This window comes from Erwinia persicina (assembly GCF_019844095.1).
Classification (GTDB): Bacteria; Pseudomonadota; Gammaproteobacteria; order Enterobacterales; family Enterobacteriaceae; genus Erwinia; species Erwinia persicina.
Genome location: NZ_CP082141.1, coordinates 2,256,699 through 2,282,102 on the forward strand (window position 1 = coordinate 2,256,699; position 25,404 = coordinate 2,282,102).

Here is a 25,404-nt window from a genome sequence, read left to right on the forward strand (position 1 = left end):
CAGATGACGTCCTGGCGGTCTTACGCCCATTTACCTCAGCGGATCAATAAGAATCCTACTAGGGCAGAGGGGTGAAAATTGATCTAAATCAACCCACTGTTTTTTATCAAGTTTATTGGTATTGATTTGAATGATTTTTGGCATGGAACAGCGTAGAAATATGTCGTGAATTTGCACTAAGGCCTCGAAGCAGGTCACATGCTGACAATAATTTTGAAGAAAAGGAGTGGTCTATGAAACTGAAAGCACTGGCACTGGCCGTTGTTACCTTACTACCGGCCGTCGCTTCCGCGCATGAAGCGGGCGATTTCTTTATGCGTGCCGGATCGGCTACCGTTCGCCCTACAGGGGGATCGGATAATGTTATGGGACTGGGCGAATTTAATGTTGATAACAACACCCAGCTTGGTCTGACGTTTACTTATATGGCTACCGACCATATTGGTGTGGAACTGCTGGGCGCGACACCGTTCAGGCACCATGTTGGCCTGCGTGCTACCGGAACGCTGGCGACCGTGCACCAGCTGCCGCCAACCCTGATGGCACAGTGGTATTTTATGGGGAACACCAGTAAATGGCAGCCTTATGCCGGGATTGGCGTTAACTACACCATGTTCTATAACACCGACTTCAATCAGACCGGGCGCGATGCCGGCCTGAGCAATCTGAGTGTGAAAAACAGCTGGGGTGTGGCAGGGCAGCTGGGCCTGGATTACCAGTTAACACCAGACTGGATGCTGAACGCCTCCCTGTGGTACATGGACATCAACACAAAAGTCCGCTTCGACTCGGCAGCCGCGGGTCGTCAGAGTATTGAAACCCACATCAACCCGTTCGTCTTCTTCTTTGGCGCGGGATACCGTTTTTAAGTTTTTGTAGCAGAAAAAAAGGCGCGAAATTCGCGCCTTTTTGATTGGGAAGGTCAAATTACTTAATCTGCATATTGTTCACAACAGACTTCACACCCGGTACGCCACGCGTCACCTGTACGGCACGGTTAGCCGCCTGCGGTGAGCTGACAAAACCACTCAGCTGTACGCGACCTTTAAAGGTCTCGACGTTGATTTCCGTCGACTTCAGCGATTTATCACCCAGCAGCTCCGCTTTTACCTTGGTCGTCACCACGGTGTCGTCAATGTATCCACCAGTGCCTTCTTTGGTAGACGTTGGCGCACAGGCGCTGACGGACAGTGCAACCACCGCAGCAATAACCACACCCGATAAGACTTTAAACAATTTCATTGCATCTCTCCCTGTCATCATCAATAGGCTGTAACCAGCATAATTGCGGTTCACAGTAATAGTTGTTCAGAGAAGGGAAGAAAGCAAATGAGAAGTGTGAGAAATGGAAAGAAAATAATGCCTTATCGCCGGGATAAGGCATTAAGTGAAATTAACGGCGTGTCGCTGCTTTCAGGGTAGCGGCAAAGGCGGTTAGTTCTTTCAGCATCACATCGGGATGTGACACATTGCGCTCAATGATTTTGACAATCGCTGACCCTGAGATCGCACCCGCAGCGCCGGAATCAATCGCTTCCCTGACCTGTGATGCTTCAGAGATGCCGAAGCCCTGCAGCGCCGGAGCGGCGTGATACTCACGCAGTTTATCAACCAGATGCTTCAGCGGCAGATTCGCGCGGGTTTCTGAACCCGTGACCCCGGCGCGAGACAGCAGGTAGGTGTACCCCCGGCCGTGCGAGGCGATTTCGCGCAACAGATCGTCACTGGCATTCGGCGGACAGATAAAGATCGGCGCGACATTATGGCGCATGGCTGACTGGCGGAAAGGGGCAGATTCTTCAACGGGGACATCGGCAATCAGTACCGAATCCACGCCTGCCTGCTGGCAGCGGGCATAAAATTCATCGATGCCGTTAGAAAATACCAGGTTGGCGTACATCAGCAGGCCAATCGGCAGGTCAGGGTATTTCTGACGAATGGTCGCCAGCATTTCAAAACATTGTGACGGTGTCACGCCTGCGGCAAAAGCGCGCAGGTTCGCGTTCTGAATCGTCGGGCCATCTGCCAGCGGATCGGAGAAAGGAATACCCAGCTCCAGCGCATCCGCGCCCCCGGCCACCAACGCATCGATAATCTGTAATGACAGCTCCGGCCCCGGATCGCCCAGCGTGACGAAAGGCACAAACGCCCCTTCATGACGTTCAGCAAGACGTTTAAAACAGCGGTCGTAACGTTCCATCAGATCTCTCCCTTTGCAGTCAAAATGTCATGCACGGTGAAAATGTCTTTATCGCCACGGCCGGAGAGATTAACCACCAGCAGTTGCTCTTTCTCCGGGTTTTCACGCATCATTTTCAGCGCATGGGCCAGGGCGTGGGAGGATTCCAGTGCGGGGATAATCCCTTCACTGCGGCACAGGATTTTAAAGGCCTCCATGGCTTCATCATCGGTGATAGAGACATAGTCGGCACGTCCGATGCTGTTCAGGTGGGCATGCTGTGGTCCCACGGACGGGAAGTCGAGCCCGGCAGAAATGGAGTAAGACTCTTCAATCTGGCCGTCGGTGGTCTGCATCATTGGGGATTTCATGCCGAAATAGATGCCGACGCGGCCATGTTTTAGCGGTGCGCCGTGCTCCCCGCTGTCAATCCCGTGCCCGGCCGGTTCAACGCCGATCAGGCCAACGCTGCTCTCATCAATAAAGTCGGCAAACATGCCAATGGCATTGGAGCCACCGCCTACGCAGGCAATCAGCGCATCCGGCAGGCGGCCTTCTTTTTCCATGATCTGGGCTTTTGTCTCTTCACCGATCATGCGCTGAAATTCACGCACAATGGTCGGGAACGGGTGCGGACCGGCGGCGGTTCCCAGCATGTAGTGGGCCGTGTCATAGCTGCCAGACCAGTCACGCAGGGCCTCATTACAGGCATCTTTTAGCGTGGCGGAGCCGCTGTGCACCGGGATGACCTCTGCGCCCATCAGCTTCATACGGAAGACGTTTGGCGACTGGCGCTCAATATCTTTGGCCCCCATATAAATGCGGCACTTCAGACCCAGCAGAGCGCTGGCGAGGGCGGAAGCCACGCCATGCTGCCCGGCACCCGTCTCGGCAATGATTTCATTTTTACCCATGCGTTTTGCCAGCAAAGCCTGGCCCAGCACCTGATTGGTTTTGTGCGCGCCGCCGTGCAGCAGATCTTCACGCTTGAGATACAGACGGGTTTTTGTGCCTGCCGTCAGATTTTTGCACAGTGTCAGGGCGGTCGGACGGCCAGCATAGTTTTTCAGCAGGTCGGTGAATTCCGCCTGGAACGCAGGATCACTCTGTGCACTGATAAAAGCCTCTTCCAGTTGAAGAAGGGCGGGCATCAGGATCTGCGGCACATACATGCCGCCAAACTCACCAAAATATGGATTTAATCGGGTCATGTCGTTTCTCTTTATCAGTAGGCTTTCAGTGTCTGAAACACTGAAGCAATTTTACCGGCATCTTTCACTCCGGGGGCGCTTTCCACGCCGGAGTTGAAGTCAAGACCTGCGCAGCCGAGCTGTGCGGCCTGTACGCAATTATCCGCGCTGAGGCCCCCAGCCAGCAGCACGTTGTCCAGCGTTTCACCCTGCAGGAGCGACCAGTCAAAAGGCTGACCGCTGCCGCCCTGACCGTGATCGAATACGTAGCGATCAACGCCGTCCCAGTCGCGGGCGGGCAGGTTGCCATTGATGCTGAACGCCTTCCAGATCTGCACGCTTTCCGGCAGCTGGCTGCGTAATGCGCTGACGAAATCGCGGTCTTCATCACCGTGTAACTGGACGGCAGAAAGCGAAAGCTGTCGGGCAAAGGTGACAATGTCACTCATTTTATTGTTGCGGAACACGCCGACATATTTCAGCGTGGCCACCGGAATAATCTGCTGTGCCTGTTCGATGCTGATCTGGCGGGGTGAACCTTCTGCAAAGATCAGACCGCCATACAATGCTCCGGCTTCATGGGCGCTGCGGGCATCTTCGGCACGCGTCAGGCCGCATACTTTATTATCACCCATAATCACCCGACGCACGGCGGCAGCCAGGTCATCCTCGGACATCAGGGCGGAACCGATAAGGAAGCCGTTCGCGAAGTGGCTCAGTTCCCGAACCTGAGCATAGCTGTTGATACCAGATTCACTGATCACCGTCACGCCGTGGGCGACTTTGGGTGCCAGGCGACGGGTGCGGTCAAGGTCAATAGAAAGATCGCGCAGATCGCGATTGTTAATTCCAACCACTTTCGCCCCCAGTGCGGTGGCGCGCTCCAGCTCTTCATCGCTGATCACCTCTGTCAGCACACCCATATTCAGACTGTGGGCAACGGCGGCCAGCTGGCGGTACTGTTCATCGTTCAGCACGGACAACATCAGCAGAATGGCGTCGGCCTGATAATAGCGTGCCAGATAGATCTGATAGGGATCGATAATAAAATCTTTGCACAGCACCGGCTGCGTCACGATGCTGCTGACAATGGGCAGAAAATCAAAACTTCCCTGGAAGTACTTCTCATCCGTCAGTACGGAAATAGCGGAAGCATAGTGTTTGTATACCCCGGCGATGACCGCCGGGTCGAAGTCCTCGCGGATCAGTCCCTTAGACGGGGAGGCTTTCTTACACTCCAGAATAAAGACGGTGCGTGCGCCGCGCAGCGCATCATAGAAGCTGCGCGTTGAGGGGATCACGTCATTCTGGAAGTTGGCCAGCGGCTGCTGCTGCTGACGATCTGCCAGCCACAGCGCTTTATCCTGGACGATTTTAGTGAGTACGGTTTCCTGCATGATTATCCTCTTGCTGCCAGTGCGGCCACATGCTCATAGGCTTTGCCGCTGCGAATGGTTTTCAGCGCCTGCCGGGCATTGTGCCGTAAGTCTTCATGACCAAAAATTTTCAGCAACAGGGCGACGTTTGCCGCCACGGCTTCTTCGTGCGCCAGCTCGCCATTACCCTGAAGTAAACGGGTCAGAATGTCACGATTTTCTTCCGGGGATCCCCCGGCCAGCGCCTCCTGCGGATGATAGCTCAGGCCAAAATCTTCGGCAGTCAGCTGGTAACTGGTTATCTCACCGTCGCGCAGTTCTGCCACGTGTGTGGCACTGTGTAACGCCACTTCATCCATGCCGCCGCCGTGAACCACGGCCGCACGCTGATAACCCAGGACTTTCAGTGTCTGGGCGATCGGCAGTACCAGCTCCGGGCTGTACACACCAATCACCGCCAGCGGCGGGCGTGCGGGGTTAATCAGTGGGCCAAGCACATTAAAAATCGTTCGGGTCTTCAGCGCCTTACGCACCGGCATCGCATGGCGAAAGCCGCTGTGGTACTGCGGGGCGAACAGGAAGCAGACATTAAGCTCATCCAGTGCCTCACGTGCCTGTTCGGCTGGTAAATCGAGGCTGATGCCGAAGGCGGCCAGCAGATCGGACGAGCCTGACTTGCTGGAGACGCTGCGGTTACCGTGTTTTGCCACTTTCAGGCCACAGGCCGCGGCCACAAAGGCACTGGCGGTGGAGATATTGATACTGTTACTGCCATCCCCGCCGGTGCCGACGATATCGGCAAACGGATAGTCAGGGCGCGGAAAGGGTTTGGCATCTTCCAGCAGGGCAGTTGCTGCTCCGGCGATTTCCTGCGGTTGCTCACCGCGAACCTTCATGGCGATCAGCGCTGCCGCCAGCTGTGTTGGCTCCAGTTGACCGGTAATAATGGCGGAAAACAGCTGGTGGCTCTCTGCCTGCGTCAGGATCTCTGCCTGGTATAATTTTTCCAGAATCGTGTTCATCGCTATCTCCATGATTACGCCAGCGCCCAGGCAAGGGTTTGTTCCAGCAGGCGTGCGCCCTGACTGGTCAGAATGGATTCCGGATGGAACTGGAAGCCGCAGACGCGGCGGGCGTCATCACGGACCGCCATGACCATCCCGTTATAGGTCGCGTTCACTGTCAGACCGGCAGGGATATTGCTGCCCACCAGCGAGTGATAGCGTGCTACTGGCAGTGGGTTGCTTAATCCGGCAAACATGCCCTGATCATCATGAACAATCGCCGATGCTTTCCCGTGAAGAATTTCGCCGGCCTGACCGACGTGGCCACCATAGGCTTCAACAATGGCCTGATGACCCAGGCAGATACCGATAATTGGGAGCTGGCCGCGTAACGTTTGCAGCAGCTCAGGCATACAACCTGCTTCGGAGGGCGCACCCGGGCCAGGCGACAGCATCAGCACGGGGTTTTCCATTTGCTGCAGGCGCGCCGTCAGTTGCTCTGCCGGGACGTTATTACGGTAAATCACCACGTTGTGGCCAAAGGTACGTAACTGGTCGACGAGGTTATAGGTAAATGAGTCGAAGTTATCGAGCAGCAGAATATCGGCCATCAGAACATCTCCTTACTGTGGTGCGCAGTAGCAATGGCACGCAGAACGGCACGCGCCTTATTGCGGCTTTCATCTGCCTCCGCCTGCGGATGGGAATCCAGCACCACTCCGGCGCCGGCCTGAACCGTCGCCACGCCGTCTTCGACGTAGGCTGAACGGATAACAATGCAGGTATCGAGGTCCCCGCTGGCGGTGAAGTAACCCACGGCACCGCCGTAGCTGCCGCGGCGCGTACCTTCCGCTTTAGCAATCAGCTGCATGGCACGTACCTTTGGCGCGCCGCTCAGGGTGCCCATATTCATACAGGCCCGGTAGGCGTGCAGGACGTCAATATCGGCACGCAGCTGGCCGACCACACGGGAAACCAGATGCATGACGAAGGTGTAGCGATCGACTTTAGTCAGGTCGGCCACATAGCGCGTGCCGGGCTGGCAGATACGTGCAAGATCGTTGCGGGCCAGGTCGACCAGCATCAGGTGCTCGGCCATCTCTTTATGGTCAGTACGCATCTCCAGCTCAATACGGCTGTCCAGGTCGCGATCCAGCGTGCCGTCGGCATGGCGACCGCGCGGACGTGTACCGGCAATGGGATAGATCTCAATCTGATTGCTGAGGGCGTCATATTTCAGCGAACTTTCAGGCGAAGCACCAAACAGGCTGAAATCGCGATCCTGCATGAAGAACATATATGGACTGGGATTGCTGTTTTTCAGCGTGTCATAGGCCGCCAGCGGTGACGGGCAGGGGAGCGAGAAACGACGTGACGGCACTACCTGGAAAATCTCACCAATGCGGATCGCCTCCTGCATCTGGCGGACCACCTGGCAGTAATCCTCATCACTCTGGCTGATGCTCAGGGTCATCTTATCCACCGTCTGTACCGGCAGCGCGGTGGCCGGCTGCAACATCTGGCCACGCAGCTGTTCAATACGGCTTTGCAGGCGTAAAAACTCAGAGGGTGTGGAAGTGAACAGGCTGGCCTGCAGGCGCGCACTCTGCGTCTGGTGGTCGATCACCAGCAGCGTCTCAGCCAGGTAGAAACAGTAGTCCGGGCAGCGCTGCTCATTTTTAAGCTCAGGAAGGGACTCGAAACCGGCCACCAGGTCATAGGCAAACAGCCCGCCCAACAGAACCGCTTCGCGCTCCTCAGCGGGTGAACTGACCAACTGGGGGATGAGCCGCAGCGCATCAAACACCGACAGCGCGCGCAGGTTGGCGTCTTCATCAAGAAATTCATGGTTAACCGGGAATACCAGCTCACGGCCATCCGGACGCACGCTGTTGTTCACAGAAGCGGGCAGAGCGGCATCCAGCAGCGGCAGCAAGGCTCGACCATTTTCTGACAGGGCCTGCACCTGTACGCGATTATCCAGTGCAGTGATGCGCAGAGCGCTGTCGACAATCAGCAGACTCTTCAGGTTACGCTTACTGTCAACGTCAGCGGACTCCAGCAGCAGCGTTTCAGAACGTGCAGCGCAGAGCTGATGAAAAACCGCTGCCGGATCTTCACGGTAAGGGGCGTTGCCGGTGATCAACTTCACTCCAGGTCTGGCATTTTGCATGTGATGTTCTCTGTTTTTTGCTCAAAAAAAAGCCCGCGTCATGCGGGCCTGAGTATCTGCACTCTGTCTTAAGCGTGCATGACCACCTCGCCCGTTCAGGGAGAAGGACGCCACCAACCAGTCATTAGAGAGAATGAATATGTCATGATACAGATACCCTTGCTTGTGAACTTGCGTACTAGTTAACTGGTTCATAGGGAAAAAGTCAATACTCTTTTTGCCTCAGGATCAAATGTCGGTATCATGCTGCGATGTTTTTCTGTTTGCCGGAGTCCTTTTGACCGCAGTAGCCACCCCATTAAGCGCTTTCCCCATATATGACCTGCACAGCCACACGCGCGCCTCCGACGGTCTGCTGACCCCGGAGCAGCTGGTGCTGCGAGCGGTTGAGCATCGCGTAGGCGTGCTGGCTATCACCGATCACGACACCACGGAGGGCATCAAGCCTGCCCGGGAGGCGATAGCCCGCCATGCGCTGCCGCTGCAGCTCATTAACGGCGTGGAGATTTCTACGCTGTGGGAAAACCATGAGATCCATATCGTCGGGCTGGGGATTGATATCGACCATCCGGCGATGATCGCTTTCCTCGCGGAACAGAGCGCGCGACGGATGGCGCGAGCAGAGCTGATGGCCGCACGGCTGGAAAAAGCGCACATTCCCGGTGCGCTGGCGGGCGCGCTGGCCCTGGCCGAAGGCGGTGCCGTGACGCGTGGGCATTTTGCCCGTTTTCTGATTAACGCCGGAAAGGCGGATACCATGCAGCAGGTATTCAAAAATTACCTGGCGCGGGGCAAAACCGGTTATGTCCCGCCACAGTGGTGTACAATTAAACAAGCTATTGATGCCATTCATCATTCTGGTGGCAGGGCCGTGGTGGCCCACCCGGGCCGCTACGGCCTGTCGGCTAAATGGCTGAAGCGCCTGCTGGCTCACTTTAGTGAGCAGGGTGGCGAGGCGATGGAAGTGGCGCAGTGCCAGCAGGCACCGAATGAGCGTCAGCAGCTGGCACGCTATGCGCAGGACTACCAGCTGGCGGCCTCGCAGGGGTCTGACTTCCATCAGGCCTGTCCCTGGATTGAACTGGGGAAAAAATTATGGCTGCCGGGCGGCGTAGAAGCGGTATGGCACCGGTTTCCTGAAATTGCTGAATAAGTCTGTAGCGATGACGCGCAGAGAAAGAGGTGTGTAATGAGTCAATTTTTCTATATTCACCCGGACAATCCTCAGCCACGTCTGATTAAACAGGCGGTTGAAATGCTCAACAAGGGCAGTGTGATTGTTTATCCGACCGATTCGGGCTATGCCCTGGGCTGTAAGCTGGAAGATAAAAATGCGATGGAGCGAATCTGTCGTATCCGCCAGCTCGACGGCAACCATAATTTCACCCTGATGTGCCGGGATTTGTCGGAGCTGTCGACTTACGCCCATGTTGATAATACCGCGTTTCGCCTGATCAAGAATAATACGCCGGGCAACTACACATTTATCCTGAAAGCGACAAAAGAAGTCCCGCGCCGCCTGATGAGCGAGAAGCGTAAAACCATCGGGCTGCGGGTGCCGTCGAACCCGATTGCACTGGCCCTGCTGGAGGCGCTTAATGAGCCGATGATGTCGACGTCGCTGATGTTACCGGGCAATGACTTTACTGAGTCCGATCCCGAAGCTATTCAGGACGAAATTGGCAAGCTGGTCGATTTGATTATTCACGGCGGTTATCTTGGGCAGCAGCCGACCACCGTTATTGATTTAACGGAAAATACGCCGGAAGTGATCCGCGAAGGCGTGGGCGATATTCAACCCTTCCTGTAATTAATAATTAACAGGCCGCTGAGAATGGGCCTGTTAATTATTCTCATTCATTGTTGTCAGGATGTAGATTTTTCCAGCCACTCTTTAAAATCCTTATAGGGGATGTATAAAGAAACATCCTTAAGCGGAACTGGAGATTTGCGCGGTCTCTTTATTTCGTCGGTAAAACCTACAATGACGCCGCCAATCGTGTCATCGCTATTATATACGGCTCCCCCGGACATCCCTTTCACCACACCTGCATTTGAAGCCATCGCGACGCACGGGCGCTTATTCCACTCATTACGGATCCCCGTCAGCGCAAGGTTAACCCCCGCTGATTCCACTGGCATGGCGGAAATAAAGCTGTAGCCGTACATTTTTATCGGATCGCCGACCGCCCCGCTGCGGAATTTCGGCAGCGTTTTCAGATCATTTTTGTGGTAGATAATGGCGAGGTCACAGTAGGGATGATAAGCCTTTACTTTCTGAACAGAAAGTCTGGCGACATGCGCTGCGGTGAGGCTGTATTCAGGGGTGACAGGAATACTCGAGCCCAGTGCGCCGATGCCCAGAATGGTCGGAATACCGGTAAAATTCATGTCCACGCGTTTCATAGCTTCGCTGCTGTAGTCATATTTGCCTACAGAGCAGCCGGTCAGCATTAGCAATGCCAATGCCGGCAGGGTATTTTTAATTTTCATTATGATCACACTTTGTCGGACACGTCGGTAAAATCCCTGGTGAGGAGTTATGACGTGTAATGCCGATGCTGAGGATTACTCAGCGTTTTTTTTGGCGCTCTCGCGCCTGTTTTTTACTGCCTACAACGAAAAGAAAAACAAAAAGATTATGTGTCACGTTTAACGTGTACTTGTAATATATATTTATGTATCTATTTATGCGGCGCTCTTTTGCCTGAATGAATTGTACACAATCTAATTAGCAGAGCAAATTAATATGACGACGATCACTATAAAAGCCGGGATAATCCAGAATTAACTCAACCTGCAATATTAAAGAACTGATTATTTGATGTTTACACTCCGCTATTAACGTCTGATAGGGCTTATGTCAGCATAAAGTAGCGTTAAAATGAACTCACCCGGTGTTTGGAACCAGAAAAATAAAGAAAATTGGGGTGACGGTCTGATTAGTGTGATTTTTGAAGAGGATTCAGGCCGACAGTCGCGTGGGCCGGGGCTGGCAGCTAAGTGACTCATCGGGAATTATCGTAAAGCAAGTGGCTGTTATTACAGTTAATTCAATTTGGAATGAATTCCCGACACCCGGCCAAATGATAAGTGATTATCATTTCATCACTTATCTTTACTGTTAAGTCTTATCAATGTGTATCGTCAGCGGCTTTGCAGCACGAGACATCCGTGTCGGGTTATACGCCAGTCCGATTGGAAGCGGTCAGCACCGGTAACAAACAGGGTTACAGCACAGTAAAAAGTCTGTATAATGGCACGTGATATACAACTTAAGTTATTGAAAACAAAAGAAATTATGTTTTCACCATGACGCCTGGGAAGGCGACACAGAGGGTGCTCCATGAGCGAGAAGTTACAAAAAGTTTTAGCACGCGCCGGGCATGGTTCCCGTCGTGAAATCGAAACCCTGATCTCTGCCGGACGCGTCAGCGTCGATGGCAAGCTGGCCACACTGGGCGACCGTGTTGAACCCAGCGCATCAATGAAAATTCGTGTAGACGGCCATATTGTGCCCGTCAGTGAATCCATTACAGAAGTTTGTCGCGTTCTGGCGTATTACAAGCCGGAAGGTGAACTCTGTACCCGTAACGACCCGGAAGGGCGGCCAACGGTGTTTGACCGTCTGCCAAAGTTGCGCGGTGCCCGCTGGGTTGCCGTCGGCCGTCTGGACGTCAATACCTGCGGTCTGCTGCTGTTCACGACTGATGGTGAACTGGCTAACCGTCTGATGCACCCAAGCCGCGAAGTCGAGCGTGAATACGCCGTGCGCGTGTTTGGTGCCGTGGATGATGAGAAGATCAAACTGTTAAGCCGTGGCGTGCAGTTAGAAGATGGCCCGGCAGCCTTTAAGACCCTGAAGTTTACCGGGGGCGAAGGGATCAACCAGTGGTATAACGTCACGCTGACCGAAGGCCGTAACCGTGAAGTGCGCCGCCTGTGGGAAGCCGTAGGCGTGCAGGTCAGTCGACTGATCCGCGTCCGCTACGGCGATATCGATCTGCCTAAAGGTCTGCCGCGTGGCGGCTGGACGGAGCTGGATCTGGAGCCGACTAACTACCTGCGTGAGCTGGTCGGTCTGGCACCGGAAACGGTCAGCAAAGTGCCGGTAGAAAAGGATCGTCGTCGTACCAAGGCGAATCAGATCCGCCGTGCGGTGAAGCGCCATACCACCACCACAACCAAAACCAGTAAGCCGGGCAGCAACCGCCGCTCATCGAAACGCCAGCAGGGCTAGCGCCCACGCTGAGACAAAAAAGGGACCTCCGGGTCCCTTTTTTTATGGGCGCGGGTTACCAGTCAATCCCCTGCTGCGCCTGGATCCCGGCATCGAAGGCGTGTTTTACCGGACGCATTTCACTGACGGTATCTGCCAGCGCCAGAATATCCCGGTGACAGCCGCGCCCGGTGATAATCACACTCTGCCCGGCAGGGCGCTGCCGCAGTGCCTCAAGGACCTCCTCCAGCGGCAGATAGTCAAAACTCACCATATACGTCAGCTCATCCAGCACCACCAGGTCCAGCGTCGGGTCCTGCAGCATCCGTCTGCCGTGCTGCCACACTGCCAGGCAGGCGGCGGTATCGGTTTCACGATTCTGTGTGTCCCAGGTAAAGCCGGTGGACATCACCTGAAACTCCACGCCGTGGGGCTCCAGCAAATTACGCTCGCCGTTCGGCCACTCGCCTTTGATAAACTGGATCACCCCTACGCGTTTCTGATGGCCAACGGCGCGGCTGGCGGTACCAAACGCGGCAGTGGTTTTCCCTTTGCCGTTGCCGGTAAAGACCATCAGGATGCCGCGCACGTCGGTGGCTGCCGCAATGCGCGCATCGACCTGCTCTTTAAGACGCTGCTGGCGCTGCTGATGACGATCGGTGGCCATTATTCTGCCGCTCCCGCTTTGCGCCCGGGTTGCGCGTCAAAAGTCTGCCCGGTTTTGCGCCTGCTGTCATCGCCCATCAGCCAGAGATAAAGCGGCATAATTTCGGCCGGGGTTTTCAGCTTGCGGGCGTCTTCCTGCGGGAAAGCGCTGGCGCGCATTTTGGTTCGGGTGCCCCCCGGGTTAATGCAGTTTACCCGCAGTTGCCGCGCATCGTACTCTTCGGCCAGCACCTGCATCATGCCTTCGGTGGCAAATTTCGATACGGAGTAGGCCCCCCATCCCGCGCGACCCTGGCGGCCGACGCTCGACGAGGTGAAGACCAGTGACGCTGCATCGGATTTAAGCAGCAGAGGAAGTAGTGCCTGGGTGAGGAAAAACGTGCCGTCAATATTGACGCGCATCACCCGTTGCCAGGTGGCCGGATCCTGCTGATCCATGGGGATGACATCGCCCAGAAGCCCGGCGTTATGCAGCACACCGTCAAGGCGCGACACCTGAGTGGCCAGTGTCTCTGCCAGCGCACGGCAGCTTTCTGCGGTCGCTGTTTCCAGATCCAGGGTAAACCACAGCGCGGGAACCTGACTGTGCGCGTTCACTTCATCACAGACGCGTTGCAGCTTTTCCGCATTCCGGCCAAGCAACACCACCTGTGCGCCGTAGCGGGCATAGGAGAGTGCCGCTTCCCGACCTATACCATCGCTGGCACCGGTCACAAGAATAATGCGGTTATTGAGTAGATCGCTTTTCGGTTGATAGTACACGGGATGATCCTCTGGCGATGGGGGATATCAGGGGCAGACTGCGATTTTCGCCTGATGTAAGCCCTTGCACGGATTGAATAAAGTGTTTTATGCCTGAAAACGGCGCTGAGTTCAATCGTGCACCCGGGTTATTGGGACGCAGAAACGGGTTGCAGGCGACTCCTGAGCGTGACTCAGCTACACTAAGGCTGTCTCTAACACAATGTAAATCAAGGCGGATTGAGTGGATCTACTCTCTTATTATGGACTTTTCCTGGCGAAGACCGTCACCGTAGTGGTGGCGATCGTGGCAATTGCCATCACCATCGCCACCCTTGCCATGCGTAAACGTGCTCAGGGTGGGCAGCTAAAACTGACGCACCTCGACGAACGTTACCGCGAGATGCAGGACACGATGCGGCTGACGAAGATGAAGCCGCTCCAGCAAAAACTGTGGCATAAAGCGCAGAAGAAAAAAGATAAGCAGGAAGCAAAGACGGCAAAGCAGCAGGCGAAGCTGGGCCATGCGCCGGTGCAGGAAAAACCAACGATCTACGTGCTGGATTTCAAAGGCAGCATGGATGCCGGGGAAGTCTCTTCACTGCGTGAGGAGGTGTCGGCGGTGCTGGCGGTGGCGGCCGCAGGGGATGAGGTTCTCCTGCGCCTGGAGAGTCCGGGCGGCGTGGTGCACGGTTATGGCCTGGCTGCATCACAGCTTCAGCGTCTGCGGGACAAAAAAATCCCACTGACCGTGGCCGTGGACAAAGTCGCGGCCAGTGGGGGTTACATGATGGCCTGTGTGGCCGACCGGATTGTTGCTGCGCCATTCTCTATCATCGGCTCCATTGGCGTCGTGGCGCAAATCCCCAACTTCAATCGCCTGCTTAAGCGTAATGAAATTGACGTTGAGCTGCACACGGCCGGTGAATACAAGCGGACGCTGACGCTGTTTGGTGAGAATACCGAAGAGGGGCGTGAGAAATTTCGCGAAGATCTGAACGAAACGCACGTGCTGTTTAAGCAGTTCGTGCATCAGATGCGGCCCTCGCTGGACATTGACCGCGTGGCGACCGGTGAACACTGGTACGGAACGCAGGCGCTGGAAAATGGTCTGGTGGACGCCATCAGCACCAGCGACGACCTGATCATCGAACGCATGAACGCACACCAGGTGATCGGCGTGCGCTATGCCCGTCGTAAAAGCGTGATGAGCCGTTTCACTGACAGTGCCTCTGCCAGCGTTGAACGTCTGCTGCTGCGCCTCTGGCAGCGTGGCGATAAACCGCTGCTCTGAGCCTGAGTTAACGCCCGCTTCTGCGGGCGTTATGCCGTTAAGACGCCGCCGGCGTCAGCAGGGACTCCTGCTCCAGCCTGTCACGCAGCAGCACAAAGGCGGTCAGCGTCTTCACCAGCTCATCAGCATCGGCACCCCGCAGGCACGCAGGGATCTGACCCGCCAGCCTCGCCAGTCTTTCAAATCCACAGCGCTGAAGCTCGGCTGCCAGGGCTTCGGCCTCCCGGCACGCACGCTGTTCCTGATGATGCAAGCCGTTATGCAGCCAGTCGACCAGCATCTGCTGGCAGCGCTGAAGCAGTTGCAGCGAGAGCGGCAGGGGGCTTTCAACGGCACCCGACGGCAGTGCCTGCGGCGGATGTTCGCCAGCATGCAGCACCCAGGCCCGTTTCGCGGTCATGACCACCAGAGGTTCCAGTATCAGTTTCCCCCCGGCCAGAGAAACCAGTCCGGAAACCTGACAGATTGGATCATCCGGCTGTTGCAGTACGTTGATGAAGCAGTCAATGGCACCCGGTGCGGCCGGGGTGACACTCAGCGACAGACACAGCACGTTATCTTCGCCGGGGCCGCTGATGACTTCGGCTTCCAGCGTCTGACGCCCGGCATCCCAGCGGAGGCTCAGGCACTCACCCAGCGGCAGGATAAACAGGTTGTCGCTGTCACTCAGCGGGCGGGTAAAGGCGGGGGGACGATGCAGCAGATGCTCACGCAGCGCCACCACCCCGGGCTGACTGAGGGGGGAGTCCGTCATGGCCCAGGCGGCGGGCGTCAGGGGCGCAACGGCATTGAGGCGATCGCGCGCGCTGAGGTGCAGTTCACCCCGGGCATCACGCTGCGCCGCCTGGGAAATAATCTGACCGCCCGCCAGCATATCAGCCTGAAAGCCGGCAATGCGCCGCTGCCAGCCCGGGGCGTTCTCCTGTTCCGCCAGAGGCCACTGCCGGGAGAGATGTAACACACTGCCGGTATCAGGGTCGGTAAACCAGATGCGCACGCCATAATGCAGCGCGTTCTGCCAGCACTGCATACCCAGCGACACCAGGCGCAGATGATCGAGCCTGACCTGATCCTGCACCCCAAGCCCAACCAGGCTGCGCCAGGGTTGCGCGGGCGTCCGATCGTCAGCGGCAATGCCTGCCATCTCCCGGGCAGCGCGCAGACGGGCCGTCAGTGCGGCGAACTGGCTGAGAAACGCTCCTGCACGATAGTGGGAAGCGCGTTGATGAAAGTCATTAATGCCTTCCGATACCTGTTGCAGTGCCAGGGTGACCCAGCGCCAGTCCGCCTGTTTTGCCTGGCGCCGGGCGCGAATAAGAAGAGGCGTAAACGTGACGGCGGGCTGGCTGATGCCGCCGCTCCACAGGGCATAACTCAGGTCATTCAGCTGCGCCAGACCGTCCTCCTCCGGCATCTGTATCGCGGTTGCCCCCGGCTGCCCGGCTGCGGTCTGCCAGGTAAGATGGTCGAAACCAGGATGACGGGCTTCGGCCGCGGCGAAGGCCTGTACCGCAAGAATAATATGTTCACACAGCGTGCCTTCAATACAGTCACAGCGGGCAAAACGCATACTGCTGCGTGAGAAAAACCGCACGTCGCTCATTGGCAGCCTGGCGGCAGGCACCTGGCCGGGAGCACAGTGAAGCTCAATGATCAGGCCTTTATCCGCCAGCAGCTGCGCCCGCTGGCGCGTCGCCGCAGGCAGGGAGGTGAGTTCGGCCAGCCAGTCTCCTGGCTGCCAGCGTGTGTCTGGCAGCGCTGCTGCCGGAGCATGGCTGTGCTGATACCCCAGCACCAGCATTACCCGATGACGACACATACCGCTGGCATTGCAGGTGCAGCTCGCCTCTTTCAGCGCCTGGCCTTCGTTTAACCGGGTCAAGGTACCATCGCTGAACTGTGCGGTCAGCACACCTCCTGCATCGCTGAACAGCGGCAGGTTTCCGGCGGCGATCTCCTTCTGGCTGCGTTTAACAAAACCTGCGTTGCTTAGCGCGGTCAGTGCCTGGGGCGTCAGTTCGAGCAGTTCATTGCGCACGGGAGCACTCATGATTGTAAATTCTCTGCCAGCCACGCTGCCAGTTCTCCCGGCGTCATCGCGGCAATCTGTGCACCGGCATTAACCAGCCGCTGGGCCATTTCCCGGTCATAGCTCGGCGCGGCTTTATTGTCCAGTGCGGCCAGTCCAAGGACTTTGCTGCCATCCTGCACACACTGTCTGACCTGGTTGACCAGCAGGGAGGGAGAACCGCCCTCGAAGAAATCGCTGACCAGCACAATGGCGCTTTTTTCCGGCTGTGTAATGAGTTGCCGGGCGTACTGCACGGCTTTACCGATATCCGTGCCGCCGCCCAGTTGCACTTTCATCAGCAGCTCAACCGGGTCCTGCACGTCGTCCGTCAGGTCAACCACACTGGTATCAAACGCCACCAGATGAGTACGAATGCCCGGAAGCTGCCACAGACAGGCGGCCATCACCGCTGAGTGGATCACCGAATCCACCATCGATCCGCTCTGATCGACCAGCAACACCAACTGCCATTTTTCACTGTGACGTTTAACCCGGCTGAGAAACACCGGGGATTCAATATACAGACGACGGCGATCCGGATCCCAGCGATGCAGGTTATCTCGCAGCGTACTTTTAAAATCGAAGTTACGGGCGATAGCGACCGGTGACCGTCGCCGCCGGTCGCGGGTGCCGGAAAAGGCCTGGCGGACGTCGGTCGCCAGCCGCGCCATAATCTGTTCCACGACCTGGCGCACCAGGCGACGTGCGGCCTGTAATACCTGCGGATTCATCAGGTGCTTGGTATGCAGAACGGCGCGCAGCAGGCCTTCAGAGGGGGCGATGCGTTCCAGTACATCCAGATTGGTGACCACGTCATCAATGCCAAAGCGCAGCACGGCGTCACTTTCCAGACGCTCAATCACCTCCGCGGGGAATAGCTGGTGGATGGCATTAATCCATTCTGGCGTGCTGAGCTGTGAACCCTCCATCCCGCCGTGACGTTCACCACGCTGGATCCGCTGCGGATCGCGCCCGTACAGCCACTCCAGGGCATTATCAATGGCGCGGGCCTGTCCATCCAGCCCACTGAGGCTGTTTTCTGCCGCCTCTCCGAGCAGCAGACGCCAGCGCTGCAGCTCAGGGCTGGATAAAATATCAGAGAGTTCAGGCATCAGTGTTCCTTTACAATATGCCCCAGGCGCGCAGCTGATCGGCTGCGCGTTGATCCTGCTGCTGGTGACGGAAAAGTTCGGCGGGTGAGCAGGACACCACCTGCGGGGTCTGTAACAGATGTTCAGGCAGGTGTGGCAGCTGATAATGCGCCAGCACCTGACGCGCCAGCGCTGCCCGTTCACGCGGTGGCAGCCAGGCGAGCGCCGCCCGCATATCGGGCAGGGCGCGAATGAACTGACCATCGTCCAGCTGCATCAACTGCTGATTGAATCCCCCGACAAACGCGGGATGCGAGGCCAACTGATGACGGGCAAGCGCAATCAGGCCATGCAGTGCTTCCCCCAGGCGATCGGGGGGAAGATCGTTCAGCAGCGCCAGCGCCGCCTGGGTATCCGCATCGGGATGCTCCAGCCGGATGAGCGCGCCCAGCGCCGCTCCCCGACTGAGGGCACAGGCGTCTTTCGCCCGGTACCGGCGGGTCAGCACGGCCAGTGCGCGCGGCAGAGGCACAAGTTCGCCCGCAGGCTGGCGGTTCTGTTCATCGCGCAGAATATGGCACAGCGCCTGCCAGCTGTGAAGATGGGAACTGACCTGAGGGGGGCCTATCAGCCCGGTAGACTCCGCCAGCCACAGGGTACGATCAATCGCCGCCCGCAGGGTGGTTTGCAGAACAGCCGCGTCGCGCATGCCGTTGAGGGGATCGTGACGCCACAGGGCGTAAAGCACCTCCAGCGGCGGACCCATGGCTTCAAAATCACACTCGACCGCAATCTGCTGCTCCAGCCGGGTCAGTAACACCTGGCTGAACGATGACAGTCCGGCGAGGGTTGCGCGCTGCAGCCAGCCCGCCAGCAGGGCAATGCCCTCTGACTCCGCCATGGCAGATGACAGCCGGTGACGGGCCGCTTCCTCCAGCGTTGCGCCATAGCGTGCGGCTTCGATCAGGGCGGCGTGCTGCGCTAACGGCCGCGTCAGCGCCCACTGCTCGTCGCCGTCGCCGGACAGCGCCAGGGTGCTGCCGGACAGGCAGATTATTCCCGGGATCTCCAGAACGGCAAGGCGGTGCAGAACCTGACTTTGCTGCAGACCTGTCGCGTCGTAACGGTTAAGCGACAGCGTGGCGGGCAGGGTGATGTTAACCCGCGCCAGTTCGTGGCTGACATCCTGCGGCAGCGGCGGCTGCGGGGTGACGGCCGCCAGAACACCAAACCGCTGGCCTGCGAGTATATCAACCAGCACGATAAGAATAGGATCGGTTCCGGCCTGCAGCGTACCGCGATAGCTCCATGGCAGCGGCGCATTGAGGGCTTCTTTAATCAGGCTACCGGCGAGCGCATCCAGCCAGTCGTTACGCAGAGGAAGGCGGTGTCCACGCAGGGCCGCCAGCGCCAGCGCCTGGCTCAGGACATTGGCCATATCCGCCGTCGATGCCGGCAGATGACGCTGACGCAGCGCAGCCAGCACTGCTTCGAGCAGTTGCAGTCCGGCCTGTCGCTGGCCAACCCGCCAGCACCAGTCCTGCCAGATCGGGGCGGGCATTCCCGACAGGTAGCCCGCCAGGACATCCAGTCGCTTTTCACTGTAAGGCGTCAGATAGCTGCCGCTGACGGCACCCGGCTCCGCCGGTTCAGGGGCTGGAGGCCGTTCCGTGGGGTCAGCATCCCGCCACAGACGGCTGAGGGCCGGGGCGTGCCAGCCTCCGCAGACCACCAGCACCGGACCGCTGTTCTGCGCAACCGCCCAGGCGATCCAGCTTGCCATGTAGGCTTCCCGTTGCCGATCCTGTTCGCTGCCGCAGCTGCCCTCACGCAGCTGTTCAAACCACAGCGCCAGGGCCTCCGGCAGGCAGGCCTGTTGCGCCTCATCTTCGAAAAGATGATCCCACAGCGCATCACTGCTCTCCATACCACAGGCGTCGAGCATGGCCTGCTGGCGCTGATGATAGTGTGTGTCTGCGTCGTCAGTGTCATCGGCAGACAGGGCCCAGACGGGCAAATCGATAAAGCAGGCCTGTGCGCCGACCACTTCTGCGGCCTGCAGGGCCTGCCACTCCGGGGACCACTCGGCAAAAGGGGTCCAGGCACCCGTTCCGGGCCTCTGATGATCCTGAAACTGACAATAGCTGTAGATGGCGACCGGCAGGGTATGCGGCAGCCGCAGCTCACCGAGGCGGGGCGTAAAATCGGCAGGCCCTTCAATCAGCACCCAGGCCGGGCGGAGCTGTTCGACACTGTCACGCACCAGCCGGGCGCAGGCGGGGCTGTGATGGCGAATGCCGATAATCAGCGGGGCTATGGAGGCGACGGTCATGGCAGGCGGTGGCGAGCCTGATAGTAGGCCTGCCAGTGTGCCCCCGGACGGCTGCCGACCCGCTGTTCAAAATAGCGTCGCAAACGCGCCCGGTCATCCTCATTATCTTTAACGATAGTGCCTCCGATACAGTCCACCAGATCGGCTGGCTGGCTGGCGCGTTGTTCAAGAAACCAGGCGCGCACTCCGACCGCATGGGCCACGTTAACCGCTTCAGCGGTAGACATAATCGCGTTCAGACTGTCCATCGCACTTTTTTTCTCTCCGCCACTGCGCAGGTCACGAAAGGTATGAACCAGCAGTTCCAGCACGTCGTCCGGTACTTTGTGCGGAATGCCGCTATGCGCCAGCAGGCGGGTCGACGCGGTGGACACTAAATCCAGCTCCTGCTGGAAATTCATAATCGGGAATACGGTTTCGAAATCAAAACGTCGCTTTAGCGCTGCGCTCATCTCATTCACTCCCCGGTCGCGGGTGTTGGCCGTGGCAATGATATTAAAGCCTTCCCGTGCATACAGCTGGCTCTCTTCGCCACTGAGCTCCGGCACTGCCATCACGCGATCGGACAGCATACCCAGCAGACAATCCTGCACCTCCAGTGGGGCACGGGTAATCTCTTCGAAGCGCACAATCTTACCGTCACGCATTCCCTGATAGAGTGGCGCCGGGACCAGGGCGGCAGTCGAGGGTCCCTGGTTGATTAACAGGGCATAGTTCCAGGCATATTTGATTTGATCTTCAGTGACTGAAGCTCCGCCCTGGATGGTCAGCCCCGCATCGCCGCTGATGGCCGTGGCCAGCAGCTCTGATAACAGCGACTTTGCCGTACCGGGCTCGCCAACCAGCATCAGGCCACGTCCGGTGGCCAGCGTGACCAGCATCCGCTCCACGCTGGCCACCGAGGTTACCACCTTGGAGGTGATGCCGCGTTCGCTGTCGCCGAGAATAAAGGCGCGGGCGGCGGGCAGGCTCAGCTGCCAGCCCGGCGGCCTTGGCCCGCTGTCATCCTGCTTTAGCCGCGCCAGTTCCGCGGCGTAGAGTACGGCGGCCGGGGGCCGCTGTAACATGTCAGACATGGTCTTTCCTCATACCCGGGGGCCGGGGCTTAATCAAAAAGCGCATCAATATCGCTGAGCATTTCGCTGGCGGTAATAGGGTGCAGGCACGAAAAAGGATGTTTCTGGGGGTGCTGTTCCCCCCAACCATACTGGTGCGCATCCCCCTCCCACAGCCAGATACTGGCCAGCGTCTGTTCTTTATTAAACTCATCCGGCGCCATGCCGACCCCCAGGCCTTCGCCCATTTCCAGCACCAGCGTCATATCGCCCAGCGGTTTCAGCATCCAGCAGATCCAGCCGGCATCCTGTGGAACGCCGCGCAGCCAGCCTTTCGCCGTCAGACCGGCCAGGCGGCCGCTCGGGCAAAGACGACCCTGCCAGCGCTGCAGGTCAACAGATTCTGCCTCCTCTGCGGTCAGCAGATAGCGGTTGCGATCTAACTGACGAAACGGCGGTAACAGCTCATAATCGGCAAATAACTGGCCAAAAGCCGCCGCTTCAGCCGGCGGGATCTCCAGAACGTGCGGGATACCTGTGTGCGTCGCATTCTGTGGCAGGACATAGAGATCATCATCGGCGGTGCTGTAGCTGTTGTCCTCCGCCACGCGGAAGCAGCTGATAAGCTGATTATCCGCATCATAAGCGCCCCACACCAGGCGGCGGGTGAGGTGGCCTGTCAGCGGATGCCCGACCAGGAACTCCCTGAACTGCTGTTCCGTCCAGCGACGGCGCTGGCACATGGCGGTTTCCAGACGGGCAATCTGCTGACTGGCGACGGTGCGTGCGTCTTTTTTAAGCAGCTTGAAACGATTTACCGCATCAGCTGACAGCCCGGCATCATCACTTTTATTCGGCTTAGGCAGGTCCTTCAGGCGGCTGCCGCTGCTGTCGCGAACATAAGGCTTAAGGGTTTCATCGAAACTGACGGTGAACTGGCGTGGACCAAAATCAAGCAGCAGTGAACCGTTATCGTCCAGCCCCAGATCGGGCGCCAGGCGGTCTTCCAGCTCTGCGACAGTGAGCTCTCGCTTTTCGGCGATTTGGGTGATTTTTTCCCGGGCCCGCTCCTGAAGCGCTTTAAATTTCAGCTTCTGCGCGATGCCGTTAAGCTGCATCAGCGCGATATCGGTACCAATATCGGCCAGGATTTCCAGGCCGGCAACGGCCCGCTTATGCTGCGATTCACCCGGCCAGCTGCGGATTAACGGGGTCAACCGCCGCGCAATATCATCATTTCCAAACAGCCCCAGCGTGCTGAAGGCCCATCCCTCTTTCGGCGGTGCCGAGGCGGCCATCCAGGCGTTATACAGGTCCCAGGCGAAATCAGCCAGTGAGGCCGGGGTACAGGCCTCTTTTACCTGTTCCAGCCCCGGGTAACGACCATTTTCTGTCGGGAAGCGCAGCATGGTGCCCAGATGAGTCAGCGCCTCTTCAGGCAGCGCCTTGCCGTTGTGCAACTGCGGACGTGCCCACAGTACCGGCTGCCAGAAGGCTGGCAGGGCCGGACGCTTCGCCGGGAAATCGTTCAGCGGGTCGAGTTCTACCAGTGCACTGACTGCCGTCAGCACCTCCGGCTGCTGATAGCGTCCGGCGACCTCTTCAATCAGCGCCTGGTGGCCGTTGTCCAACAGCAGGCGCAATGCCAGACGTGCATTATCCTGCGCTTCACCTGCTTTGCCGAACGCGACCGGCAGCAGTCCCGCCACGGCATGTTCAGGGTATTTAAGCAGCCAGCGGCGGGCCTCTTCGCGCAGGGTTTTCAGTTTAGAGAAGGCGCGGGCGACAGGGACAGCCAGCTCGGTACTGCCGACGCAGATGGCCACGGTCAGGGCTTCCTGCGGCTGGCGTCCTATGCTGTTGATAAAACCGGGCAGCCCATCCAGACCAAAGTGGGCCATGACCAGGGCGATGCCGGTGTGATGTTCGCTGCTGAGAACGTTCCACAGGCCAAGCGCTTTTTCACGCGGTAGTGCGGGAAGAATATAAAGGTTCCAGTCGCTGGCATAATGCGAGTGGTTGGCTGCCCAGTCGGCGAGCAGCTGAGGGTAATCGTCCTCCTCATAAGCTTTCACCGCGGTGGCAGGCAGCGACTGATTCCAGCTGGTGAACCCGAGGCGGGCCAGAACCTGATCGGACGGCAAACCGGCGATCTGCAGCTTACTGTGATTAGACCAGCTTGACAGGATATCTTCCGGTACGCCGTCGAAGACCGGCTCGACCGGCTGTACTGCCAGTGCCAGAAGCGGAATGCTGTTGGCCTGCTTTTTATTCAACCACGGGGGCGACACCAGGATAGCGGGCAGCATATCTGCGCTGGCGCAGTCGGTTTTGACATTCAGGCGCTGCTGGCTGTGAGCCACCAGTGCGGTCTCTTGTTCAGAAAGCCACGGCGCGACGTCAATCGCCAGCTGCGGCTGATTATGCAGCAGGGCATGCAGTTGGGTGCGCCAGAGCGCCTCTTCTTTACCGTTCAGCAGGCGAACCAGTGCGGTGAAAGCGGCATGAGGAAAACGCTGGCTGGCTTTAGCCGCACGTTCGTAGCTGCGCTTACCCTGGCCTGCGGCACGGATTAACATCTCCAGCGCCAGCGGATGATTGACGTGCATCAGCACTTCACCGCAGCGATCGCCGTGGGCATAGGGGGCAAAGCGCGGCAGGGCACGCACGCCCTGTTCCAGCAGAACCGTGGTGGTCAGTAGCTCGCCGTAATACCAGCTGTCGAAGACGTCCAGGCTTTTAAAATCGTGCAGCGCACGGAGCGTGCTGTCATCGGTAGCGGTGATCTTCAACAGTTCCAGTGCACCGATATCCGCATCGGGCCCGGTCTGGCGGAGGATCTCATCGGCCAGCTCAGGTATTTCCGGCAGCAGGAGTGCTATCAGTGGCCGGCGCCAGGCAGGGGTATGGGGCAGGGCAGCAATAAGACGTTCAGCACATGCCTGCCAGATTTCCTCTTTGGCAGCTGAAAGGTGCCAGCGCAGACGCATTTCGTGCTCGGCAACGTTCTGCTGATAACCTGCGGGGGCATTATCGGCGGGATAAAACGAAATGTGACGGGTGCGGTAATCACGATCAAGACCGATCTGCAGGCTGGCGATAATCATCTCGGTCGCATAGATCAGGCCATAATGAGCAACGATGGCATCAATAAGCAGCGTGGCTTCTTTGCCCGCGTAGGTCTGGTTAATTTTTATCAGTGCTGCACCCGCCATCGGGGAGTTCTGCGGGATGGCTTTGCCCTCTGCCAGGCACTGCTGCGCCAGGGCAATTGCCTGCTGCCAGTCGCTTTCACAGCGGCTGCCCTCCAGCGGCACAGGACCGTTCTTACGGACCTCCTGACTTAATATTTTCATCCGCCGCAGTTGCTCTGCCGGCTCCTCCACTTTACCCGGCGAAGGAAGTGGCCGGTGACGATGGCTCAGGGCCAGTACCGATAATTTGACCGGGAGATCAATCTTCTCATCCTCTGTCAGCCAAAGGGGCGCGGCATCGCCAGCGACAGCGGTGGCCTGCGGGGGAGCCGGATGCGCAGCGGCCGGTGTCGAAACGGGGGCGGAGAGGGCGGTTTTTTCCTCGCGGGAAGACGGCTTAACGATGGTGTCCGAACTGACGCTGGATGCCGTGCTGACCCGGGTTTCTCCCTCCGCTGCCTGGTAACCTTTACGCGTCTTTTCTTTTATTAACTTTTCACACGCGTTTCTGGCCTGTTCTTCATCGTCAAAGCTTTTAATCTGGCTTTGTCCCTGAGTTCCCACGCGTCCCCAGTTGAGATGGAGTTCCTGCTGTTGCTGTACAACGGTCCAGAATTTATGGGATTTTTCATCCTGATAGATCAAGGTGGTCATGAGGATTCCATTTACGTTAATGCGGTGTCCGCCATCAGGGCGAACACCGTCAAAAAGAGAAGCGATTCTCCGGGCACCCGCTGCTTTTTTAGCCGCTGCGGTAACAGGCCGTCGGGTCAATGTAATCAACGGCAGTGGGGGGTTCAAGTGGAAAAATTCAGATGT

At 57.8% G+C, this 25,404-nt stretch carries 18 protein-coding genes, 1 pseudogene and 1 other annotated feature; of the genes and pseudogenes, 5 read left to right on the forward strand and 14 right to left on the reverse strand.

All coding sequences use genetic code 11. The features are described from left to right. The first annotated feature begins 233 nt into the window (after window positions 1–233). Entirely contained in the window at window positions 234–869 is a 636-nt protein-coding gene (gene ompW / locus K6L24_RS10240; RefSeq protein ID WP_062743133.1) for an outer membrane protein OmpW, read from the forward strand. Between the two features lie 58 nt (window positions 870–927). Here the strand turns inward: ompW and K6L24_RS10245 are convergent, their stop codons facing one another. The 6 genes and pseudogenes from K6L24_RS10245 to K6L24_RS10275 form a co-directional block, all read right to left on the reverse strand. Beyond that, window positions 928–1,242 carry a BON domain-containing protein gene (locus K6L24_RS10245; protein ID WP_062743134.1) on the reverse strand — a complete coding sequence of 105 codons (315 nt, stop codon included), beginning with the start codon at window positions 1,240–1,242 and terminating at the stop codon, window positions 928–930. A gap of 151 nt (window positions 1,243–1,393) precedes the next feature. Continuing rightward, complete coding sequence (trpA, locus tag K6L24_RS10250; protein WP_062743135.1) at window positions 1,394–2,200, reverse strand: tryptophan synthase subunit alpha; 807 nt, start codon at window positions 2,198–2,200, stop codon at window positions 1,394–1,396. Beyond that, the gene (gene trpB / locus K6L24_RS10255; RefSeq protein ID WP_062743136.1) at window positions 2,200–3,390 is read right to left on the reverse strand and encodes a tryptophan synthase subunit beta; all 1,191 of its coding nucleotides are present in this window, start codon (window positions 3,388–3,390) and stop codon (window positions 2,200–2,202) included. Before trpB ends, trpA begins: the two co-directional genes overlap by 1 nt. Window positions 3,391–3,404: 14 nt before the next feature. Next, a complete protein-coding gene (trpCF, locus tag K6L24_RS10260) occupies window positions 3,405–4,766 on the reverse strand; it encodes a bifunctional indole-3-glycerol-phosphate synthase TrpC/phosphoribosylanthranilate isomerase TrpF (RefSeq protein ID WP_062743137.1) in 1,362 nt (453 codons plus the stop codon). A gap of 2 nt (window positions 4,767–4,768) precedes the next feature. Then, window positions 4,769–6,360: pseudogene (trpD, locus tag K6L24_RS22310) on the reverse strand (bifunctional anthranilate synthase glutamate amidotransferase component TrpG/anthranilate phosphoribosyltransferase TrpD). Continuing rightward, complete coding sequence (locus K6L24_RS10275) at window positions 6,360–7,922, reverse strand: anthranilate synthase component 1 (protein WP_222682268.1); 1,563 nt, start codon at window positions 7,920–7,922, stop codon at window positions 6,360–6,362. The pseudogene trpD and the gene K6L24_RS10275 overlap by 1 nt, the downstream one beginning before the upstream one ends. Before the next feature lie 23 nt (window positions 7,923–7,945). Further along, window positions 7,946–8,044, reverse strand: a sequence feature (Trp leader region). 155 nt (window positions 8,045–8,199) lie between these two features. Between K6L24_RS10275 and rnm the strand changes: the two genes are divergently transcribed. Both rnm and K6L24_RS10285 read left to right on the forward strand, forming a co-directional pair. Further along, window positions 8,200–9,075 (forward strand): RNase RNM, encoded by an 876-nt coding sequence (rnm, locus tag K6L24_RS10280; protein WP_062743418.1) that lies wholly within the window; start codon window positions 8,200–8,202, stop codon window positions 9,073–9,075. A gap of 36 nt (window positions 9,076–9,111) precedes the next feature. Beyond that, on the forward strand, window positions 9,112–9,732 hold the full coding sequence (locus tag K6L24_RS10285) for an L-threonylcarbamoyladenylate synthase (RefSeq protein ID WP_062743141.1): 621 nt from the start codon (window positions 9,112–9,114) through the stop codon (window positions 9,730–9,732). 56 nt (window positions 9,733–9,788) lie between these two features. On the opposite strand, the gene K6L24_RS10290 is transcribed toward K6L24_RS10285, so the two are convergent. Further along, window positions 9,789–10,415: a S1 family serine peptidase gene (locus K6L24_RS10290; RefSeq protein WP_062743142.1), complete on the reverse strand. Its 627-nt coding sequence runs from the start codon at window positions 10,413–10,415 to the stop codon at window positions 9,789–9,791. Between the two features lie 853 nt (window positions 10,416–11,268). Here K6L24_RS10290 and rluB point away from each other — a divergent pair. Further along, window positions 11,269–12,162 carry a 23S rRNA pseudouridine(2605) synthase RluB gene (gene rluB / locus K6L24_RS10295; RefSeq protein WP_118664066.1) on the forward strand — a complete coding sequence of 298 codons (894 nt, stop codon included), beginning with the start codon at window positions 11,269–11,271 and terminating at the stop codon, window positions 12,160–12,162. Window positions 12,163–12,217: 55 nt separating this feature from the next. Here rluB and cobO read toward each other — a convergent pair whose 3' ends face one another. Together cobO and K6L24_RS10305 are read right to left on the reverse strand one after the other, a co-directional pair. Beyond that, a complete protein-coding gene (gene cobO, locus K6L24_RS10300; protein WP_062743144.1) occupies window positions 12,218–12,808 on the reverse strand; it encodes a cob(I)yrinic acid a,c-diamide adenosyltransferase in 591 nt (196 codons plus the stop codon). Then, entirely contained in the window at window positions 12,808–13,569 is a 762-nt protein-coding gene (locus tag K6L24_RS10305; protein ID WP_118664067.1) for a YciK family oxidoreductase, read from the reverse strand. Before K6L24_RS10305 ends, cobO begins: the two co-directional genes overlap by 1 nt. Window positions 13,570–13,792: 223 nt before the next feature. Here K6L24_RS10305 and sohB point away from each other — a divergent pair, with 223 nt between their 5' ends. Continuing rightward, window positions 13,793–14,842, forward strand: coding sequence for a protease SohB (sohB, locus tag K6L24_RS10310; protein ID WP_062743146.1), 1,050 nt, complete (start codon window positions 13,793–13,795; stop codon window positions 14,840–14,842). A gap of 37 nt (window positions 14,843–14,879) precedes the next feature. Here sohB and K6L24_RS10315 read toward each other — a convergent pair whose 3' ends face one another. From K6L24_RS10315 to K6L24_RS10335, 5 genes are read right to left on the reverse strand one after another with little or no spacing between them, the layout of a single operon-like run. Then, the gene (locus tag K6L24_RS10315) at window positions 14,880–16,892 is read right to left on the reverse strand and encodes an SWIM zinc finger family protein (protein WP_222682269.1); all 2,013 of its coding nucleotides are present in this window, start codon (window positions 16,890–16,892) and stop codon (window positions 14,880–14,882) included. Further along, window positions 16,889–18,025 (reverse strand): vWA domain-containing protein, encoded by a 1,137-nt coding sequence (locus K6L24_RS10320; protein WP_222682270.1) that lies wholly within the window; start codon window positions 18,023–18,025, stop codon window positions 16,889–16,891. Before K6L24_RS10320 ends, K6L24_RS10315 begins: the two co-directional genes overlap by 4 nt. 10 nt (window positions 18,026–18,035) lie before the next feature. Beyond that, complete coding sequence (locus K6L24_RS10325) at window positions 18,036–20,336, reverse strand: DUF5682 family protein (RefSeq protein ID WP_118664068.1); 2,301 nt, start codon at window positions 20,334–20,336, stop codon at window positions 18,036–18,038. Beyond that, window positions 20,333–21,412, reverse strand: a complete 1,080-nt coding sequence (locus K6L24_RS10330; RefSeq protein WP_137269390.1) for an ATP-binding protein — start codon at window positions 21,410–21,412, stop codon at window positions 20,333–20,335. Before K6L24_RS10330 ends, K6L24_RS10325 begins: the two co-directional genes overlap by 4 nt. A gap of 29 nt (window positions 21,413–21,441) precedes the next feature. After that, complete coding sequence (locus K6L24_RS10335; protein WP_222682271.1) at window positions 21,442–25,239, reverse strand: DUF4132 domain-containing protein; 3,798 nt, start codon at window positions 25,237–25,239, stop codon at window positions 21,442–21,444. Window positions 25,240–25,404: the final 165 nt, after the last annotated feature.

What these genes read in the sequence shown, in the direction of transcription:
- K6L24_RS10315 (WP_222682269.1), bottom strand. Translation starts at nt 16,892, where the DNA reads ATGAGTGCTCCCGTGCGCAATGAACTGCTCGAACTGACGCCCCAGGCA.
- K6L24_RS10290 (WP_062743142.1), bottom strand. Translation starts at nt 10,415, where the DNA reads ATGAAAATTAAAAATACCCTGCCGGCATTGGCATTGCTAATGCTGACC.
- trpCF (WP_062743137.1), bottom strand. Translation starts at nt 4,766, where the DNA reads ATGCAGGAAACCGTACTCACTAAAATCGTCCAGGATAAAGCGCTGTGG.
- K6L24_RS10320 (WP_222682270.1), bottom strand. Translation starts at nt 18,025, where the DNA reads ATGCCTGAACTCTCTGATATTTTATCCAGCCCTGAGCTGCAGCGCTGG.
- K6L24_RS10325 (WP_118664068.1), bottom strand. Translation starts at nt 20,336, where the DNA reads ATGACCGTCGCCTCCATAGCCCCGCTGATTATCGGCATTCGCCATCAC.
- ompW (WP_062743133.1), top strand. Translation starts at nt 234, where the DNA reads ATGAAACTGAAAGCACTGGCACTGGCCGTTGTTACCTTACTACCGGCC.
- K6L24_RS10335 (WP_222682271.1), bottom strand. Translation starts at nt 25,239, where the DNA reads ATGACCACCTTGATCTATCAGGATGAAAAATCCCATAAATTCTGGACC.
- trpA (WP_062743135.1), bottom strand. Translation starts at nt 2,200, where the DNA reads ATGGAACGTTACGACCGCTGTTTTAAACGTCTTGCTGAACGTCATGAA.
- K6L24_RS10245 (WP_062743134.1), bottom strand. Translation starts at nt 1,242, where the DNA reads ATGAAATTGTTTAAAGTCTTATCGGGTGTGGTTATTGCTGCGGTGGTT.
- K6L24_RS10330 (WP_137269390.1), bottom strand. Translation starts at nt 21,412, where the DNA reads ATGTCTGACATGTTACAGCGGCCCCCGGCCGCCGTACTCTACGCCGCG.
- K6L24_RS10285 (WP_062743141.1), top strand. Translation starts at nt 9,112, where the DNA reads ATGAGTCAATTTTTCTATATTCACCCGGACAATCCTCAGCCACGTCTG.
- rluB (WP_118664066.1), top strand. Translation starts at nt 11,269, where the DNA reads ATGAGCGAGAAGTTACAAAAAGTTTTAGCACGCGCCGGGCATGGTTCC.
- trpB (WP_062743136.1), bottom strand. Translation starts at nt 3,390, where the DNA reads ATGACCCGATTAAATCCATATTTTGGTGAGTTTGGCGGCATGTATGTG.
- K6L24_RS10275 (WP_222682268.1), bottom strand. Translation starts at nt 7,922, where the DNA reads ATGCAAAATGCCAGACCTGGAGTGAAGTTGATCACCGGCAACGCCCCT.
- cobO (WP_062743144.1), bottom strand. Translation starts at nt 12,808, where the DNA reads ATGGCCACCGATCGTCATCAGCAGCGCCAGCAGCGTCTTAAAGAGCAG.